The organism is Thalassospira sp. NFXS8, from assembly GCF_040148805.1.
Taxonomy (GTDB): domain Bacteria; phylum Pseudomonadota; class Alphaproteobacteria; order Rhodospirillales; family Thalassospiraceae; genus Thalassospira.
In genome coordinates this window covers 241,621-259,345 of sequence record NZ_JAGEMF010000002.1, presented here as the reverse complement: position 1 = coordinate 259,345, position 17,725 = coordinate 241,621, and the positions used below count along the sequence as shown (strand labels likewise).

Sequence of the window (17,725 nt, the reverse complement as noted above, 5' to 3'; positions counted from 1 at the left end):
GATGCCGTCCGGCACGCAAACCGGCGCCACGCCGAATTCCCGTTCCTCGTCGCAGACGGATGAAGTTTCGGAAAACCCACTCTCTTCACCTCCCAATGGCGTTATTTCTTCGCAGGGTAATGCGGGCGATCCGGCAAGTAAACCGGATCAAACAGGGAATGACAAAACCTTGCCATTATCGGCCGGGCTTTATCTGGTTGCTACTCCAATTGGAAATTTGGGCGATATTACGTTTCGTGCGGTCGATATCCTTAAACGGGCCGAAATTATTTTGTGCGAGGACACCCGCACATCAGGCAAGCTTTTGTCACGTTTCGGCATAAAGACCAAACGCATTGCCTATCACGAACACAACGCCGAAAAAATGCGCCCCGAAATCATGGACAGGCTTGGCAAAGGCCAGGCCATTGCCCTGATTTCCGATGCCGGAACCCCGCTGATCAATGATCCGGGTTACAAACTGGTGCGCGACTGTCAGGCGACAGGCCATACGGTAACGACGGCCCCCGGGGCTTGTTCCCCGATTGTCGCGCTGATTTTATCGGGCCTGCCCAGCGACCATTTCTTTTATGGCGGTTTTTTACCGCCCAAATCGATGGCGCGGCAAAAAGAACTGACCCGCTTTGCCCCCATTCCCGGCTCGCTGATTTTTCTTGAAAGCCCCAAACGCCTGGCGGCCTGCCTGCGTGACATGGCCAATTGCCTGGGGGAAAGTCGCCCCGCTGCCGTTACCCGCGAACTGACCAAACTGTTCGAGGAAGTCCGACCCGGCACACTGGCGGACCTGGCCGCGCACTATGACGAGGCCGGTGCGCCCAAAGGCGAAGTCGTAATTGTGGTTGGCCCGGCACCGGCAGGATCAAATGAGCCCTCGGCCGATGAAGTCGACGACCGGTTGCGGGTGCTGTTGCAAAGCAACCGGACCAAGGATGCAGCCGATATTCTGGCGCGCGAAACCGGCCTTAAAAAACGCGATCTTTATAACCGCGCCCTGGAACTGGGGCAGGATAGCTAGGCGCCATGGGCCAATCCCCCCGGCGCCAAACCCGCAACCCGGACCAAAGATCATCCCGAGCCCTTGCCGAAAAGGCCGGTCGCCGGGCCGAAAGCCTGTGTTGTTTGTGGTTGTCGATCAAGGGATACCGCATTCTGGCACGGCGCTATCGCGGTATGGGCGGCGAAATTGACATCATCGCGCAAAAATCAGGCATTCTAGTTGCCATTGAAGTCAAACACCGCACCTCTGAAAATGCGGCCCTGTTTGCGGTTACCCCGCGCCAACAAAGCCGCATTGCCCGCAGCCTGCAAGGATTTGCCGCCCGAAACGGCCATGATGGCGACATGCGCATTGATGTGATGACGGTACAACCATGGTGCCGCATCCGCCATCATATCAATGTCTGGATGGGGTCATAAATACGTGCAGGCGATAATAGCAGAACAGGATGTCAGGGTCAGGGGTGCATTTTGGCCCCTTTGACAATTTTATCCGCCACCCGTTTTTCCGCCCGCAATGCAATGCCAACCACTTTGGCATCATCCGGGGCAAATTGCGCAAAAACCTCGCGGTTGGCGGCGTCATGGCCGGTTGAAAACATTTCCTCGATATAAAGCGAGGCCGGAACACCACGATCAATGATGCGATTGTGGATTTTGCCCAATGTTGCCTGGTCGGCTGCCAGCACGATGGCGGGTTGCACCGACATGGGATTGTATTTATTGCCGTTGCGATCCACATAATCTTCGCCGATGATTTCGGGAAATTTTGCGATAATACCGCTCATCAAAAAGGCTGTCACATTTAGCGACTGCCAGCTTTCAAGGTCGTTTCGCAATACAATGGCAACTTTGGTATCAAACATGAACGTCATAATCCGCATAGCTAATGAAAGGGGAAAAGATGACTTCGCTTGTAACCTTCCCCGATAGCGCCGGTATTGAACGTTTGTGCAATCTTTCCACCCGCGAACGTTTTTTAACCGCCCCGGCCCTGCCCGGCATTGAACGGATAGAAGCACAGTTTTACGGCGATATGTTTTCCCCGCATCGCCACGATACCTATGCGCTGGGGGTAACCTTGCACGGGGTGCAAACATTTTCGTATCGAGGGGCCAAACAATTTAGTCAGCCAGGCAATATCATCGTCCTGCACCCCGATGAAATCCACGATGGCGGGGCCGGCACCGAAGCCGGTTTGCGTTATCGGATGCTCTATCTCGAACCGTCATTATTACGGCGCGGGCTGGGTGAAAATGCCGGTAGTTTACCCTTTGTCGCCCAGCCGGTTTTTTCGGACCCGGCCCTGTCTGCTACCTTGCTTGAAATGCTGGCCCATCTTGACAGCGACCTTGATGAATTGCTGATTGACCAACTGGTATGCGGAATCGCCGAAGGGCTGTCGCGCCACGCGAAACAGCCGATTCGCCGCAGCAAAAACCTTGCAACCACCCGCATGGAACGTGCGCGCCAGTTCCTGGAAGCCAACATCAATGATGTCGTGACCTCGGCCGAACTTGAAGACGTTACCGGGCTGGATCGCTATACCCTGATCCGGCAGTTCAAGGCCTGTTTTGCCACCACCCCGCACCGGTTTCTGGTCATGCGGCGGTTACAGCGCGCCAAAACCCTGATCGCGCAAGGCGAACCATTGGCCGGTATTGCGGCTGAAACCGGTTTTGCCGATCAAAGCCACCTCAACCGCCATTTCAAACAAGCCTTTGGCATTACACCAGGCCGCTGGGCCGATATGATCCGACCACACCAATGCCCGTCCATGCCGCTGATTGCCCCGTAGTATGACCCCAGATATTACCCTGAAACAAAATCGGCAGGCATTGCTGCCCGCCGACTGTAAACAGAATAGATTTATCTGCAATCAGGCACATCAGCCCTTGCGATACCCACTCTGACGTTCCAGCATCCAGCCCGGATATTCTACCGGCAAGGCACTGACAGCGTTCAGGGCTTCAAGGTCCGCACCGGTCAGTTTGATGCCGGTTGCCTTGATATTATCTTCAAGCTGTTCGGTGCGTTTTGCCCCGACAATAACGCTGGTCACCGCTTGCTGATGCAGCAACCACGCCAGAGCAATTTGTGCCACACTGCAATCATGCGCGCGGGCAACAACACGCATTGTGTCGATACAGTCATAGGCACGGTCGCGGTTTACCGGCGGAAAATCGAAACTGGCCCGGCGGCCTTCGCCATCGGTTTCGTTATCGCGGTCATATTTGCCGCTAAGCAATCCCCCGGCAAGCGGGCTCCAGACCATAAGACCCACATTTTCCGACTTTAACATCGGTACAATTTCGCGTTCCAGGTCACGCCCTGCCAATGTGTAATAAGCCTGCAGTGACGCAAACCGCGCCAGGTGATGGCGTTCGGAAATACCCAGTGCCTTTACAATTTGCCACGCAGCCCAGTTTGACACGCCGATATAGCGAACATGCCCGTGTTTCACCAGAGTATCCAACGCATCCAGCGTTTCTTCAATGGGTGTTGCGGTATCAAACCCGTGAATCTGATACAGGTCGATATGGTCGAGCTGCAACCGTTTCAAGCTGGCCCTGGCCTGATCCATGATGTGATGGCGCGAGGCCCCGGTGGAATTAACATTAGCCCCCATACGACCAAAAACCTTGGTGGCAACCACCACGTCTTCGCGTGCCACCCCCAGGTTTTTCAGGGCCTGACCGGTAATTTCTTCCGATTTGCCTTCTGCATAGACATTGGCGGTATCAATAAAATTGATTCCGGCATCAAGGGCGGTTTTCACCAGCTGATCAGCATCACCTTGCTGAACCTTGCCGATTTTTTGCCACATCTCGCCCTGGCCGCCAAAGGTCATGGTGCCCAGGCACAGTTCCGAGACAAAAAGCCCGGTTTGACCAAGTTTGTTATATTGCAACGGTTCGGTCCTTTCTTAAGCGGGGAAGAAAGAGTGCCGCGGTTTTAAAACCAGCCCCGAACAGGCAACTTACCACACGGTAGCGCCCCGGGCAGATCCACACACGGACACGAAAGATGCACTAAACATAACCGTGATGCGGTTGCTGGCAATGGGCTCCGTAGGATCAGGCAAGGATCAAGGCGTATTATTTCATCGTCACCCGTCGCCGCCCGAAAACAGGCAAGGCCAGCTTAAAGGTGGGGGAATTAACCATCAAAAGTCTGTTTTTAGGCCAAAAAACCCGCCAAACAGCATCAACACCCCCTGCAATACCCTGCTTTTTTAAAACTCCTTAACATCCGTAGCCCATAGTAAGCGTTGCAATGGGGCGGACAGGTAGTTCAATGACGTCTATTTCCAAACCGGGCAATCATCATGACCCGGGACAAAAATATAACAGGCACAAATTTCCTGCACGCCTGGGCGCTTGCTTTTTGCTGGGCGCTGCCTTGCTGGCAAATGGCGGCTGCACATCGCTGGTGGTAGGGGCCGGCGCCACTGCCGGTGTCGCTGCGATGCAGGAACGGGGCTTTAAAAACTCGGTCAGTGATAACGCCATCAACGCCAATTTATGGCGCAAATATCTGGAAATCGACAAGCAGATGTTTGTCGATATCGAAATTGAAGTGGTCGAAGGCGAAGTATTGCTGGCGGGATACGTTCCCACTGCCGATGTCGAAATGACAGCTGTAAAAACCGCGTGGCAAACCGATGGTGTAAAACGCGTTATCAACCAATTAAAGGTTGGCAAGGAAGTTGGCCTGATTGATGCGGCCAACGATCTTTTGATCAGTACACGTATAAAAACCGCGCTGATGTTTGACAGCCGCGTTTATGCGATTAACTACAATATAGAAACCGTTGACGGCACTGTTTACCTGATGGGGATCGCCCAGAACAAGGACGAGCTTGATCGGGTTATTTCGCATGTGCGTGCGACGAGTTATGTTAAAAAGGTTGTCAGTTTCGTTCGTTTAAAAGACGACCCTACACGCAAGAGGACTTGAAAATCACAGGCGTCATCCCGGAAACAGATCGTCAGAAATCGGCTTTGCGGTGGCTGGAATCGTATGCGCAAGGACAATATCCTGACGCGACAGCGGCCGAGGCAGCGTTGCATTTTGCCAGTCTGGACAAGACCGACCGTGATATTTCGCCTTATCTGGCCCGGCTTGATGATATTTGTGCCGACCTGGAGCGCAGCATCGCCGATGCCGCCGGAGCAGGCGGCAGTTCGCCGCGCGTGATGGACCTGGCAATTGCCCTGCAACATGTCATTCCCGGATATCATGGGTATCAGGGCGACGAGGAAAATTACGACGATACCGACAACGCCAACCTGATGAGCGTGATTGACCGCAAACGCGGCCTGCCTGTGGCACTGGCACTGTTATATTTACATGCGGCAACGCGCTGCGGCCTTGATATGACCGGCATTGATTTTCCCGGTCATTTCCTGTTGCGCCTTGAAGCCCACGGGGAACGGGTGCTGATTGACCCGTTTCACAATGGTATTGTTTTAGGTGCCGCCGAACTGCGTGAACTTTTGAAAGCCTTTCAGGGGCTGGATGCCGAACTACAGCCCGAACATTACCGCGAGGCGAACGAAAGAACGATTTTGTTGCGCCTGCAAAATAACATCAAGGTCCGGGCCCTTCGCAGTGGTGACCTTGCCTATGCCACAACCATTCTTGAACGCTGCCTGATCATTGCCCCGGATGAAGCCGGGTTATGGCATCAGGCCGGAACACTTCACGCCCGTCTTAACAATGATGAAAAGGCACTGGCCGCCTTCGAGAAATTTCTGGCCCTTAACCATGATCAGCGCCATCACCAGCGCATCCGCAGCCTTGCAGCCGAATTGCGCGACAGAATTGCCGGCATAAAACCCGACGACACACACGCAGAAACCTCATCGTCCCCCGATGCCGACGAAACCGTTATACAGTTTCATCCGCCAAAACCATCGGCGGACAAAACACCTGCCCCCCAAACACCTGATGACCCTTCGCCAGCGTAGCTGGTTGATTCTGCGTCAGAAATACATCGCGGCATTAGCAAATGTTTTGCAGGCATGAAACCGCCTTTAACAATTATTCACATATCACACCAAGATCATCAGACATAATCTATAAGAATTTAATTATCAAAAGTAACTCATAATAAATCGATATAGAATTAAATAAAATTTCCTAATTGATATTTTACAGAATGTTCGTCCCGAAAATCCGGCATTGAGACTAGGATCGTTAGCCAGTTGAAAACACCAGAAATTCGCGCCTTTACGCGAATACAAAACCGGTCTTTCGCGCCAGCCCGTCCTGTTAAAACTTAAAACTATTCCGGCTGAGGTAATGCCGAACGGCGCAACGCAATCCAGAATGACACTTGCGACACAACGCCCGCCGCGGACAGAACAAGCGCCGCCGCCAGCGCCGGATTATCACCAAGCCCGGCAAGAGCGGTACAAATTGCACCAACCGCCATTTGGGTACTGCCATAAAGCCCGGACGCCGAGCCAATAACCTGCGGATTAACGCTTATGGCTTCGGTCAGGGCGGCGGGCGATGCGGTTCCAGCGCCCAGAGTGAACAAAAACATTAACCCGATGGCATTAATCACTGTCAGATTGCCCGTTAAAACGACCGCCAGCAGCGAAAAAGCCGCGGCAACGCTTACCAGATTTGCCACCACCAGCAACCGGCGCAACGGCACATGGCGGATCAGCCGACCTGCCAGCAAACTGCCAAACCAGACGCCCAAAATCAAAACTGCCAGATATGGTCCAATTTCGCTGGTCGGCCGGTTAAGCTGATGCACGAAGATAAACGGTGCGGCACCAATAAAGGCGTACATCGCCGTGGTGGCGCAGCCCCCGCCAATGGCATAGCCCAAAAAAGCAGGCGAACGCAGTAAGCTGAAATAATTGCGCACCACAGCCAGCCCGTCGCTCGCCATGGCATTCCCGCCGGTTTCAGGCAAAAGCCGCCAGGTTAGAACAACGTTGATAACCCCGAGCCCGCATAAAAATAGCAACACCGAGCGCCAGCCAAGATCGCCGGCCATCAAACCACCAAGCAATGGTGCAAACCCGGGACCCAATGTAACCATCAAATTCATCAGGGCCAGCCGCCGGGTTGCTTCTTTGGGCGCGCAGGTATCGCGCACGATGGCACGCCCCAGGACCAGGCCCGCACACCCGCCCAGCGCCTGAAACAACCGCGCTGCAATAAGCCAATGGACTTCCGGTGCCAAAAGCGCCCCGACACCTGCAACAGTATATAATGCAAGCCCGACCAGCAAAGTCGGCTTACGCCCGAACCGGTCCGATACCGGCCCGTAAATCAGCTGGCCAACTGCCAGCCCCAAAATATAAATACTGATCGTCATTTGCATGGCGCCGGCATCGGCACCAAGGTCAGCTGCGGCCAATGGCAATGCCGGAACAAAGATATGCATCGCAAGTGTGCCGCTAAACGTTACCAGAGCAAGCAGCCAAAGTGGTGCGGCCCGGGTTTTCAACCCCTGTTTGGCCTGCGCGACCCCCCCTGTGTATTTTTCATCTCCGTGCCGGTGTGTATTTTGGACGCTGCGTTGACCGTTTTTCGCGCCAACAGGTTGTACATTATCTTGCCGGGCGATACCGACATCCGAATTTCGATTTATTGTTTCGATATCAGAATGTTTAGAACACACTTCGGGACAGTCGGCTGGGTCGTCGTCAGAGCTTAACGAAATCCTGTCCATTCTACGCGGCCCCACCTTTGGTTTGGCGCGCAACATGGGCCAACACACGCAAAGTTGTGGCGATATCATCGGGGCTGACACCGCTTAGGGCATGTTCACGGACATTGGCCGCGGCCATTTCGACTTTTTCGACCATCGCACGTCCTGCCCCGGTAATTGTTATGGTTTTGGCACGGCGGTCACCGGCCTCTTCCTGCCGCTCAATCAGGCCATCTTTTTGCAGGCAATCCAGCAGCCGCACGACCGCCGACCCGTCAAGCATCAACCCTTCGGCCAGTTGTTTTTGCCGCAAGGGTTCGGGCGCGCGCGCCAAATGCACAAGCGGTAACCATGTTGCCTCGGTCAGGCCAAAGGGTTGCAAGCCCATGTCAACGGCCCGTCGCCATTGCCGGGCAGCCTGTGCCAGCATGGGGCCGAAACTGGTTTTGGGTAAATCCGGATTGGAAACCACAATGCCATCCTCATTAGATGATATATCATCTAATTTTATATCATCTAATTTCCTGTCAAGCCAGCTGTGCCATGTGCCAGACGCAAAATTGGATTTTTATCGATATAGAATGTATTAAATAACGTTATATCGGTATATTTTATAGTTATCTGATTAATCCTAAAGACGTACAAAACAGTCGGTATTAGTTGGGAATGACACCAAACAGCCGAGAAACGGCCTGATATTTGGGATCAGATTATCTTCAAAATGCTTAATCAATATGTTTTTGGCGCAAATTACGGAATTCAACAAACAAATACAGTACCTAATGCAGTCACATGAACATTAGGATTTCTGCGGGGTTTTGCTTGGCGCCCGACGATATTTTGCGCACTCAAAGCCATCATCACTTTTGATAAAGACCACACCGGTCATTGCAGCATCGCGCGAAAAGATGCCAAAACCGATCCGCTGTCGAACCGGTTTGGTGCCCGAAAAACAACATATGAAGTTTTGTTTTTCAGGACATCCCGACAAACAAACGGCTGCGCAACGGTCGCAAAACTTGCACGTCGGGTCCGAACCATTATACTGCCGCGCAAATTACCGGGCGATCTTACCGGCCCCTTTACCCAACCAGCAGGAACCATAGATGAGCGCACCCACAGTTGATGTTGTCGGAATTGGCAACGCCATCGTCGATGTTTTGACCCATTGCACCGAAGACGACCTGACCCGTCTGAAGCTGGTTAAAAACGCGATGACCCTGATCGACACCGACACCGCCGATGCGCTTTATAAGGAAATGGGGCCGGGCATCGAAATGTCTGGCGGGTCGGCGGGTAACACGCTGGCCGGGATTGCAGCCCTGGGGGGCAAAGGTGCCTATATTGGCAAAGTCCGTGATGATCAGCTGGGATCGGTATTTCGCCACGACATTCGCGCCATGGGCGTCAGCTTTGATACAGCCGCTGCCAGTGACGGGTCGTCAACTGCGCGCTGCCTTATTTTTGTGACCCCGGACGGTCATCGCACCATGAACACCTTTTTGGGCGCCTGCACCGAACTGGGACCGAACGACATTGATGCCGATCTGATCAAGTCGGCAAAGGTCACATATATGGAAGGGTATTTGTGGGACCGCGACGAAGCCAAGGAAGCCTTCGTTCTGGCCGCAAAAATTGCCCATGAAGCCAACCGCCAGGTTTCGATCACGCTGTCAGATTCTTTTTGTGTTGATCGTCACCGCGATTCATTCCGCGATCTGGTTCATAACCATGTCGATATTCTTTTCGCCAATGAAGACGAGATTAAATCGCTTTATGAAGTCGACACCTTCGACGAAGCCCTGATTGAAGTCCGCCGCCACTGCAAGGTGGCCGCCCTGACCCGCAGTGAAAAAGGCTCGGTTATTGTTTCGGGCGATTCCGTTATCGAGGTTGCGGCCGAACCGGTAATCAAGGTCGTTGACACCACCGGCGCCGGTGACCTTTTTGCATCGGGATTCCTTTACGGCTATACACAGGGTTTCGATCTGGCCACCTGCGGGCGTCTGGGATCGATCTGTGCAGCTGAGATCATTTCGCATATGGGGGCACGCCCGGACGCAGACCTTAAAACCCTGTGCCAGGGGGCCATTCCGGCCTAAGCAACTGCAAATACAAAATTTCACGGGACGGCAACAAACGCGCCGTCCCGCAGAAATACGCCGCTAATCCGCACATGCCCGTCATTTCGCAGTTGCAAAGCATTGACAATCTGCGGCCAATGGCGCATGTACCCGGCGTCTGTGTTGTATTTTTAACAAATCAAGCACTCTGGCATTTGCAAGGCAGGTGATGCGCCGCGACGTAAGCGAGCAGCACTCCGCCTTCACAATATATATCGCCCAATCTTGTTTCTGACCGATGCGCTAGGCACGACCGGCGCGCGGCATGTTATACGGAGTCCGCGCCCATGAAGCTGCGCAATATCGCCATTATCGCCCACGTTGACCACGGTAAAACGACCCTGGTTGACTCCATGTTCCGCCAGTCCGGCGTCTATCGTGACAACCAGCGCGTTGATGAACGCGCCATGGACAGCAACGATCTGGAACGTGAACGCGGCATTACCATTATGGCAAAGCCGACCGCGATTCAGTGGGGGGAAACCCGCATTAACATCGTCGATACCCCTGGCCACGCCGATTTCGGTGGTGAAGTCGAACGTATTCTGTCGATGGTTGATGGTGTTGTTCTGCTGGTCGACTCGGCCGAAGGCCCGATGCCGCAGACCAAGTTCGTTCTGGGTAAAGCCCTGAAACTTGGCCTGAAGCCGATCGTGATCATCAACAAGATCGACCGTCCGGACCAGCGCGCTGAAGAAGTACTTGACGAAATTTTCGATCTGTTCGTTTCGCTTGAAGCCAATGACGAACAGCTGGACTTCCCGGTTCTGTATGCATCCGGCCGTGATGGCTGGGCTGCTGAAAACCCCGAAGGCCCGAAAGAAAACCTGACCCCGCTGATGGATCTGGTTCTTAGCTATGTTCCGGCCCCGAAAGCCGAAGTGGACGCCCCGTTCGCCATGATCGCCACCATGCTTCATGCCGATAACTTCCTGGGTCGTATTCTGACCGGTCGTATTGCACAGGGCCGTGCCAAACTGAACATGCCGGTTAAGGTTCTGCGCGGTGACGGCACCGTTGAAACCGGCCGCCTTTCGAAACTGATGGGTTTCCGTGGCCTGGATCGTGTGCCGCAGGAAGAAGCCGAAGCTGGCGACATTATCGCCATTGCCGGTTTGACCGACGCCACCGTGGCCGACACCATCTGTGCTGCCGACGTTAAAGTTGCGATCAAAAGCCAGCCGATCGATCCGCCGACCCTGGCGATGACCTTCTCGGTCAACAACTCGCCGCTGGCCGGCCAGGAAGGCGACAAGGTTACCTCGCGTATGATCCGTTCGCGTCTCGAACGCGAAGTTGAAGGCAACATTGCCATTCAGCTGACCGAAACCGAAGACAAGGATGCCTTCGAAGTTGCCGGTCGTGGCGAATTGCAGCTGGGCGTTCTGATCGAAACCATGCGCCGCGAAGGCTATGAACTGTCGATCTCGCGTCCGCGCGTTCTGATCAAGGAAATCGACGGCGTTCTGTCTGAACCGTTTGAAGAAGTTCAGGTTGACGTTGACGAAGAATATGCCGGTTCCGTCGTTGAAAAAATGAGCCTGCGCAAAGCCGAAATGACCGACATGCGGTCATCGGGTGGGGGCAAGACCCGTATTCTGTTCCTGGCCCCGTCACGTGGCCTGATCGGCTATCATGGTGAATTCCTGACCGATACCCGTGGTACCGGCGTTATGAACCGTGTTTTCCATTCCTATGGCCCGGTCAAGGGTGCCATTGCCGGGCGTCGTAACGGCGTTCTGATCTCGAATGATCAGGGCGATGCGGTTGCCTATGCGCTTTGGGGTCTTGAAGATCGCGGCATGATGTTTATTGAGCCGGGCGCACGCGTCTATCAGGGCATGGTCATTGGTGAACACAACCGTGACAACGACCTGGAAGTAAACATCCTGAAGGGCAAAAAGCTGACCAACGTTCGGGCATCGGGCAAGGATGATGCGATCACCCTGACCCCGCCGCGCCAGATGAGCCTGGAAGAAGCCCTTGCTTACATCCAGACCGACGAACTGGTCGAAGTGACCCCGCAAAGCATCCGTATTCGCAAGCTGCACCTTGATCCGAATATCCGCAAGCGCGAAAGCCGCAAGAAAGACTAAACGCCGCTTAAACGACGTTTCATTCGTTCTTCTGACAAGGCCGGTCCCTATTGGACCGGCCTTGTTGCATTCCTGCCCGCGAATAACTGTCATATTTTAACTGCGATCTTACAACGCTTTGGGCATTCTTTAACTGATGGCACCATATGGTCTGCAAAAGGCAGCCGGATATTCAGGGGGAAAAATGAATAGCCACACCAAACGCAGCTGGGGTGAGGCGTTTCGCGCCCTGACCAACCCGCGGGTTATTACGATGCTGTTTCTGGGGTTTTCCGCCGGAATTCCCATTTTGCTGATTTTCTCTACGCTGTCGATCTGGCTACGCGAAGCCGGGGTGGAACGTGCGACGGTTACCTATTTCAGCTGGGCGGCCCTGGGGTATTCCTTCAAGTTCGTCTGGGCACCTTTAATCGACCGTCTCCCCCTGCCGATCCTTCACACCACCCTGGGCCGACGTCGCAGTTGGCTGATTGTTGCGCAAACCGCCATCATTGGCGCCATATTATGGATGGGCCTGACCGACCCGGCCCACAATCTGACCATGATGGCCTTTGCGGCCGTGGCCCTTGGTTTTGCCTCGGCAACACAGGATATTGTCATTGATGCCTATCGTATCGAGGCTGTCGATACCGATTTGCAGGCCATGATGAGTTCAGCCTATATCGCCGGATATCGCATTGGCATGATTGTGGCCGGTGCAGGCGCGCTGACCATCGCCGCACTGATCGAAGGGGAAGGCACCTACCAGCCCCTGGCATGGCGTGTGGCCTATGGCTGCATGGCGCTGGCGATGTGTGTGGGGGTATTGACGACCTTGCTGGTCAGTGAACCCACGGTGGTGCGCAAGGACAGCAAATATTTCCACCACACCAGCGACTATATCCGCTTCCTGCTGATGTTCGCGCTGACCATCATCACCTTCATTGCGGCAAATATCTATGTTGGCGATGCGGTTGAACCGATGAAAACGGCGATGGTTAACGGCGGCATGACCAAAGAACTGGCCGGTTTTCTAACCGGTACCTTGCAACTGGCTGTCGCGGTGATATTGGCAATTGCCGTTGCCTGGGCGACCACCCTGGCGGGGATAACCCCGCGCGAGATGGTGCGTGAAACCTATGTCGCCCCGATCAAGGATTTCATCGACCGCTATGGCAAGGTCGCCATCGTTGTTCTGGCATTGATCGGGTTTTATCGCATTGCCGATATTGTTATGGGGGTCATGGCCAATGTGTTTTACACCGATATCGGCTTTTCCAAGGAAGAGATCGCAGCTGTATCAAAAACATTTGGCCTGTTCATGACCATTGCCGGCAGTTTCCTGGGGGGGGTCCTGTCGGTGCGCTACGGTGTGATCAAAGTATTGTTTCTGGGTGCCTTGCTATCAGCCATCACCAACATCCTGTTTGCCGTCATGGCGCAAATTCCCGCCAATACAGTAATGTTTGCCGTGGTGATCATGGCCGATAATCTGTCGGGTGGCCTGGCAACGGCTGCTTTCATCGCCTATTTGTCCGGGCTGACCAACATTTCCTTTACCGCCATGCAATATGCCATTTTCAGTTCCATCATGACCCTGTTTCCCAAGGTCATTGCCGGGTTTTCCGGAACGGCGGTTGATGCGGTTGGTTACCAGGCCTTTTTCATTGGCACGGCCATTCTGGGATTACCGGTTTTACTTCTGGTCGTGCTGGCAGGCCGCCTGACCGATGTTGAAAACCCGAAATCCGGAACCGCCAAAACAACAGCCCGGTAACAAAACCCCGGGCCTGTGCCGTTTTCCTACAGCACGGTCAATTTCGCGCCCCCAACAAGGCCCACGCTGGTATAGGCGCCTTTCGCACCGTCTTTGAAAAACAAAACCCCCGCTTTTTTCAAAGCGGGGGTTTTTCGTTGCCAAACCCGATTTATCCGGGCCCGGTCAAAGCTATATTTTTCAGGCGGCCTGTTCGGCCTCGTCCTGGGTCAGCAATGCATAGATTGCATCAGCCGATGCAGCCCCACGCAGCTTTTCACACATACCCTGATTGCGCAGCAACCGGGAAATACGTGCCAAAGCTTTCAAGTGATCGGCACCGGCCTCTTCAGGGGCTACCAGCATACAAAACAGATCGACAGGCTGTTCATCGACAGCATCAAATTCAATCGGATTTTGCGCACGGGCAAATACCATGTAAAGCCGGTCCAGATCGCCCAGCTTTCCATGCGGAATCGCCACGCCACCACCAACGCCGGTGCTGCCCAGCTTTTCACGGTCAAGCAAAACAGAGAAAATCTGCCCTGCGTCACGTCCGGTTACCTCGGCGGCTTTTTCTGCGAGTTCTTCGAGAACAGCCTTCTTGGCACCGGAACGCAATGCCGGAATAACCCCTGACGGGGAGAGAATTGTTGAAATGTCCATCTTTCGCGTTGCGTTGTTTGGACCAGAGGTCGCGTTCGTCAGGCTGCCCCGGCTTTTTCATCAGCCGGATCAAGCCAGCCAATGTTGCCATCGGCCCGACGATACACGACGTTCAATCCGCCATGTTTGCCATTCCGGAACATAAGCGCCGGAATATCCCCCAAATCGAGACGCATGACCGCCTCACCAACAGAGAGCGTATCAATGCGATCGGGTGTTTCTGCAACGATCAACGGATCAAAGCCGTTTACATGATCGTCATCAGAATGATCTTCATTTTCCTGCTGGATCACGTAATGACGCGCATCCATCAAGGCATCTTCATACTGATCACGGTTCGTATGGTGATCACGCAAACGCCGTTTATAACGGCGCAACCGTTTCGCCACCTTCTCACAAGCTGCATCAAAGGCAGGATATACCTCATTTGCCGATGCTTTTGCCTGAACCAGCATGCCCTTTCCGACATGGACCGAAATCTGTGTGTGATAAAGATGAGCCTGTTTGGTAATCGTTACCGTGGCCTCGATCGCATGATCGAAATATTTCTCTACCGCAAGGTCCAAGGTCTCGACGACGTGTTCACGTAGAGCGCTGCCAACGTCAAGTTGCTTGCCAATTACTGTAATCTGCATGGATCGCCTATCCCCAGTTGAGTGACTTCCAGTACATCTGCGAACAATGGTGCCCCTCAATCAGGTGGCGGCACCATATTCCGTCGCCAATGCCAAGTCAACATTTGGGTATTCACCAATATGTTTCAATACCTTAAGCATTGTTTATTGGCATCAGGCCGTTATCGGGCCTGTGCTTTTTTCTCGCGCCGCCTTTGGACGGACGACGGAATCCGCATTGCCTCCCGGTATTTTGCCACTGTTCGCCGGGCAATGTCGATCCCTTCCTTTTGCAGAAGTTCGACAAGTTTATCATCCGACAGAATTTTTTTCGGATTTTCCCCATCTATCAATGACTTGATCCGATGCCGTACCGATTCGGATGAATAGGAATCTCCACCATCAGAAGATGAAATAGCCGTGGTGAAGAAGTATTTCAGCTCGAATATGCCACGAGGGGTCGCCATGAACTTGCCATTTGTCACCCGCGACACCGTGCTTTCATGCATCGAAATGGCTTCGGCTATATCGCGTAAAATCAACGGGCGCAGGTGCGAAACCCCGTGATTAAAGAATCCATCCTGCTGGCGAATAATCTCGGAGGCGACCTTGAGAATCGTTGTGGCACGCTGATGCAGGGCCTTAACCAGCCAATTTGCCGTTTGCAGCCGCTCGTTGACGAAACTTTTTTCTTCCCGGCCGCGAATCCCTGTACTGATGACTGCAGCATATTCTTCGTTCACCAGAACACGCGGCAAGGCATCGTTGTTAAGTTCAATCATCCAGTTACCCGCATTGCCTGCACGCACAAGCACGTCGGGAATAACCGGTGTTGCCGGTTCACCGTCACTGGTTCGGCCTGGTCGCGGGTCCAGCGTTCTGATTTCGGCAATCATATCGGCCAGATCGTCACCATCCACACCGCAAATACGGCGCAGCCGGTCAAATTCGCGACGGGCCAGTAGCTCCAGATTATTAAGCAATGCCGCCATCGCCGGATCAAACCGGTTCCGGTCGCGCAATTGCAACTCCAGACATTCGGCAAGATTGCGGGCGAATACCCCGACCGGCTCGAACCCCTGCATACGGCTCAGCACAGAACGAACCTGCGCCATTTCACAACCAAGAGACTCGCAAACTTCAGCCAGGTCGCCACTGACATAACCGTTATCATCAAGCATATCGATCAGATAACTGCCGATCATACGCTCCACAGCCGTGGAAAAAGCCAGATTAAGCTGATCATCAAGACTTTGGCGCAGGCTAACGGTATCGGCAAGGGTCTGTTCCAACCCCGGCAGGTCATCACTATCCCCCCCGGACATTGACCCGCCCCCCCCGGCATAGGGCTGGGAATAGTCATGGTTGGCCCCTGCGGGCGCACCATTGGATGTGATTTCACCTTCACCGTCAAAAAGAGCGTCTGCTGCACAATCAAGCGGGCTACTGGCCTCACTCCCCATGCTGTCACTGCTGGCAAGGCGGTCGGTGCCGCGCATATCCTCGCGGTCGCGAAAATCGTCAATCGCGCGCGCATCCATCCCCTGCTCACCGTTGCCAACCGCTTCATCGCCGGTTTGCGCAAAGGTTTGCCCCGGTTCGGCCCGTTCCAGCAACGGGTTTTCCAGAAGCTCGCTATCTATAAAATTGGAAAGCTCGATATTGTTAAATTGCAACAGCTTAATCGCCTGCTGCAATTGCGGCGTCATGACAAGAGACTGTGACTGACGAAGATCAAGCCTTGCCTTCAGGGCCATATCAGTACCTACCCCGTATCAATCCGCTTTCCCCCATTTCCTTGCCTTGCCTTTGTAACCCGTCCGCGTTTCTTTTGATGACGCGGTATGAGTTTATTAAATTTCACCGGCAGAACAACTCTGCCGCGCCGCACCCTTACAGGCACACGGTAAACAATCCAGTCAATTGTTATCAGTCCGAAAAAGACAGGGACAGCCAAATATTAGAGCCAGGACCCTAAATTGTTTTAAAGACTGAACCGGTCACCCAGATAAACACGGCGCACATCGACATTGCGAACAATCTCGTCCGGGCCGCCTTCCATCAAGACCCGACCATCATGCAGAATATAGGCCCGGTCAATGATGTCGAGGGTTTCACGCACGTTATGATCGGTAATCAAAACCCCGATACCACGATCTTTCAAATGCCGTACCAGATCGCGAATATCGCCAACCGCAATCGGGTCAATCCCGGCAAGCGGTTCATCAAGCAACACGAAATTGGGATGCGCTGCCAGCGCGCGGGCAATTTCACAGCGGCGACGTTCCCCACCCGAAAGAGCCAGCGCAGGCGTGCGGCGCAAATGCTCAATCGCAAATTCGGCCAGCAAATCTTCAAGGTTTTGCTCGCGCTTGATCCGGTCACCTTCGATGACTTCGAGAACAGCCATGATGTTCTGTTCTACCGTCATGCCCCGAAAAATAGAGGCTTCCTGTGGTAAGTAACCAATTCCCATGCGCGCACGCTGATACATCGGCATCATCGTAATATCGCGGCCATCCAGCGATATCGTGCCCCTGTCTGGCGATATCAGGCCGGTGATAATGTAAAAGCTGGTGGTTTTACCCGCCCCGTTCGGCCCAAGCAGGCCAACCGCCTCGCCGCGCTGTACAGAGATGGAAACGTCCTTTAAAACCGGGCGCTTTTTAAAACTTTTGCCCAAATTATGTGCCACCAGCCCCTTATTTGCACTCACCAGTCGCGGCCCGCCCGCACTTTCGGCGTCAGGCAGGGCAATAGACGCATCCGCGCCCGGAGTATTTGTGCTTTTGCGAGACCAGAACACTGTCTTTCCG

At 53.9% G+C, this 17,725-nt stretch carries 16 protein-coding genes; 8 read left to right on the top strand and 8 right to left on the bottom strand.

All coding sequences use genetic code 11. From position 1 onward, the window contains the following. Position 1: 1 nt before the first annotated feature. Both rsmI and J4E05_RS10520 read left to right on the top strand, forming a co-directional pair. Positions 2 to 1,015 (top strand): 16S rRNA (cytidine(1402)-2'-O)-methyltransferase, encoded by a 1,014-nt coding sequence (rsmI, locus tag J4E05_RS10525; protein ID WP_349595184.1) that lies wholly within the window; start codon positions 2 to 4, stop codon positions 1,013 to 1,015. A 5-nt stretch (positions 1,016 to 1,020) separates the two neighbouring features. Beyond that, positions 1,021 to 1,416 carry a YraN family protein gene (locus J4E05_RS10520; RefSeq protein WP_085594649.1) on the top strand — a complete coding sequence of 132 codons (396 nt, stop codon included), beginning with the start codon at positions 1,021 to 1,023 and terminating at the stop codon, positions 1,414 to 1,416. Between the two features lie 38 nt (positions 1,417 to 1,454). Here J4E05_RS10520 and J4E05_RS10515 read toward each other — a convergent pair whose 3' ends face one another. Then, positions 1,455 to 1,862 (bottom strand): DUF2000 family protein, encoded by a 408-nt coding sequence (locus J4E05_RS10515; RefSeq protein ID WP_085594651.1) that lies wholly within the window; start codon positions 1,860 to 1,862, stop codon positions 1,455 to 1,457. 38 nt (positions 1,863 to 1,900) lie between these two features. Here J4E05_RS10515 and J4E05_RS10510 point away from each other — a divergent pair, with 38 nt between their 5' ends. Then, positions 1,901 to 2,794 carry an AraC family transcriptional regulator gene (locus J4E05_RS10510; protein ID WP_349595180.1) on the top strand — a complete coding sequence of 298 codons (894 nt, stop codon included), beginning with the start codon at positions 1,901 to 1,903 and terminating at the stop codon, positions 2,792 to 2,794. Between the two features lie 90 nt (positions 2,795 to 2,884). Here the strand turns inward: J4E05_RS10510 and J4E05_RS10505 are convergent, their stop codons facing one another. Then, positions 2,885 to 3,907 carry an aldo/keto reductase gene (locus J4E05_RS10505; protein WP_085594655.1) on the bottom strand — a complete coding sequence of 341 codons (1,023 nt, stop codon included), beginning with the start codon at positions 3,905 to 3,907 and terminating at the stop codon, positions 2,885 to 2,887. A 386-nt stretch (positions 3,908 to 4,293) separates the two neighbouring features. Between J4E05_RS10505 and J4E05_RS10500 the strand changes: the two genes are divergently transcribed. Continuing rightward, complete coding sequence (locus J4E05_RS10500) at positions 4,294 to 4,956, top strand: BON domain-containing protein (protein ID WP_349595176.1); 663 nt, start codon at positions 4,294 to 4,296, stop codon at positions 4,954 to 4,956. Then, positions 4,953 to 5,969, top strand: a complete 1,017-nt coding sequence (locus J4E05_RS10495) for a SirB1 family protein (RefSeq protein WP_349595173.1) — start codon at positions 4,953 to 4,955, stop codon at positions 5,967 to 5,969. Before J4E05_RS10500 ends, J4E05_RS10495 begins: the two co-directional genes overlap by 4 nt. A gap of 317 nt (positions 5,970 to 6,286) precedes the next feature. Here J4E05_RS10495 and J4E05_RS10490 read toward each other — a convergent pair whose 3' ends face one another. Both J4E05_RS10490 and J4E05_RS10485 read right to left on the bottom strand, forming a co-directional pair. Further along, entirely contained in the window at positions 6,287 to 7,471 is a 1,185-nt protein-coding gene (locus J4E05_RS10490) for a multidrug effflux MFS transporter (RefSeq protein ID WP_349595170.1), read from the bottom strand. A gap of 226 nt (positions 7,472 to 7,697) precedes the next feature. After that, complete coding sequence (locus J4E05_RS10485) at positions 7,698 to 8,147, bottom strand: MarR family winged helix-turn-helix transcriptional regulator (protein WP_349595167.1); 450 nt, start codon at positions 8,145 to 8,147, stop codon at positions 7,698 to 7,700. A gap of 634 nt (positions 8,148 to 8,781) precedes the next feature. Between J4E05_RS10485 and J4E05_RS10480 the strand changes: the two genes are divergently transcribed. The 3 genes from J4E05_RS10480 (at position 8,782) to J4E05_RS10470 (ending at position 13,650) form a co-directional block, all read left to right on the top strand. Next, positions 8,782 to 9,777, top strand: coding sequence for an adenosine kinase (locus J4E05_RS10480; RefSeq protein ID WP_349595164.1), 996 nt, complete (start codon positions 8,782 to 8,784; stop codon positions 9,775 to 9,777). Between the two features lie 308 nt (positions 9,778 to 10,085). After that, positions 10,086 to 11,894, top strand: coding sequence for a translational GTPase TypA (gene typA / locus J4E05_RS10475; RefSeq protein WP_085594665.1), 1,809 nt, complete (start codon positions 10,086 to 10,088; stop codon positions 11,892 to 11,894). 184 nt (positions 11,895 to 12,078) lie between these two features. Next, positions 12,079 to 13,650: an AmpG family muropeptide MFS transporter gene (locus tag J4E05_RS10470; protein ID WP_085594667.1), complete on the top strand. Its 1,572-nt coding sequence runs from the start codon at positions 12,079 to 12,081 to the stop codon at positions 13,648 to 13,650. 180 nt (positions 13,651 to 13,830) lie between these two features. Here J4E05_RS10470 and ptsN read toward each other — a convergent pair whose 3' ends face one another. The 4 genes from ptsN to lptB form a co-directional block, all read right to left on the bottom strand. Next, a complete protein-coding gene (ptsN, locus tag J4E05_RS10465; RefSeq protein ID WP_085578630.1) occupies positions 13,831 to 14,295 on the bottom strand; it encodes a PTS IIA-like nitrogen regulatory protein PtsN in 465 nt (154 codons plus the stop codon). A 38-nt stretch (positions 14,296 to 14,333) separates the two neighbouring features. Beyond that, a complete protein-coding gene (gene hpf, locus J4E05_RS10460; RefSeq protein ID WP_085594669.1) occupies positions 14,334 to 14,930 on the bottom strand; it encodes a ribosome hibernation-promoting factor, HPF/YfiA family in 597 nt (198 codons plus the stop codon). 161 nt (positions 14,931 to 15,091) lie between these two features. Beyond that, complete coding sequence (rpoN, locus tag J4E05_RS10455) at positions 15,092 to 16,666, bottom strand: RNA polymerase factor sigma-54 (RefSeq protein ID WP_085594671.1); 1,575 nt, start codon at positions 16,664 to 16,666, stop codon at positions 15,092 to 15,094. 227 nt (positions 16,667 to 16,893) lie between these two features. Next, positions 16,894 to 17,715, bottom strand: a complete 822-nt coding sequence (lptB, locus tag J4E05_RS10450; protein ID WP_371456127.1) for an LPS export ABC transporter ATP-binding protein — start codon at positions 17,713 to 17,715, stop codon at positions 16,894 to 16,896. Positions 17,716 to 17,725: the final 10 nt, after the last annotated feature.

Coding starts and splice junctions, on each gene's coding strand:
- rsmI (WP_349595184.1), top strand. CDS start 2: ATGCCGTCCGGCACGCAAACCGGCGCCACGCCGAATTCCCGTTCCTCG.
- J4E05_RS10520 (WP_085594649.1), top strand. CDS start 1,021: ATGGGCCAATCCCCCCGGCGCCAAACCCGCAACCCGGACCAAAGATCA.
- J4E05_RS10515 (WP_085594651.1), bottom strand. CDS start 1,862: ATGTTTGATACCAAAGTTGCCATTGTATTGCGAAACGACCTTGAAAGC.
- J4E05_RS10510 (WP_349595180.1), top strand. CDS start 1,901: ATGACTTCGCTTGTAACCTTCCCCGATAGCGCCGGTATTGAACGTTTG.
- J4E05_RS10500 (WP_349595176.1), top strand. CDS start 4,294: ATGACGTCTATTTCCAAACCGGGCAATCATCATGACCCGGGACAAAAA.
- J4E05_RS10480 (WP_349595164.1), top strand. CDS start 8,782: ATGAGCGCACCCACAGTTGATGTTGTCGGAATTGGCAACGCCATCGTC.
- typA (WP_085594665.1), top strand. CDS start 10,086: ATGAAGCTGCGCAATATCGCCATTATCGCCCACGTTGACCACGGTAAA.
- J4E05_RS10470 (WP_085594667.1), top strand. CDS start 12,079: ATGAATAGCCACACCAAACGCAGCTGGGGTGAGGCGTTTCGCGCCCTG.
- ptsN (WP_085578630.1), bottom strand. CDS start 14,295: ATGGACATTTCAACAATTCTCTCCCCGTCAGGGGTTATTCCGGCATTG.
- hpf (WP_085594669.1), bottom strand. CDS start 14,930: ATGCAGATTACAGTAATTGGCAAGCAACTTGACGTTGGCAGCGCTCTA.
- rpoN (WP_085594671.1), bottom strand. CDS start 16,666: ATGGCCCTGAAGGCAAGGCTTGATCTTCGTCAGTCACAGTCTCTTGTC.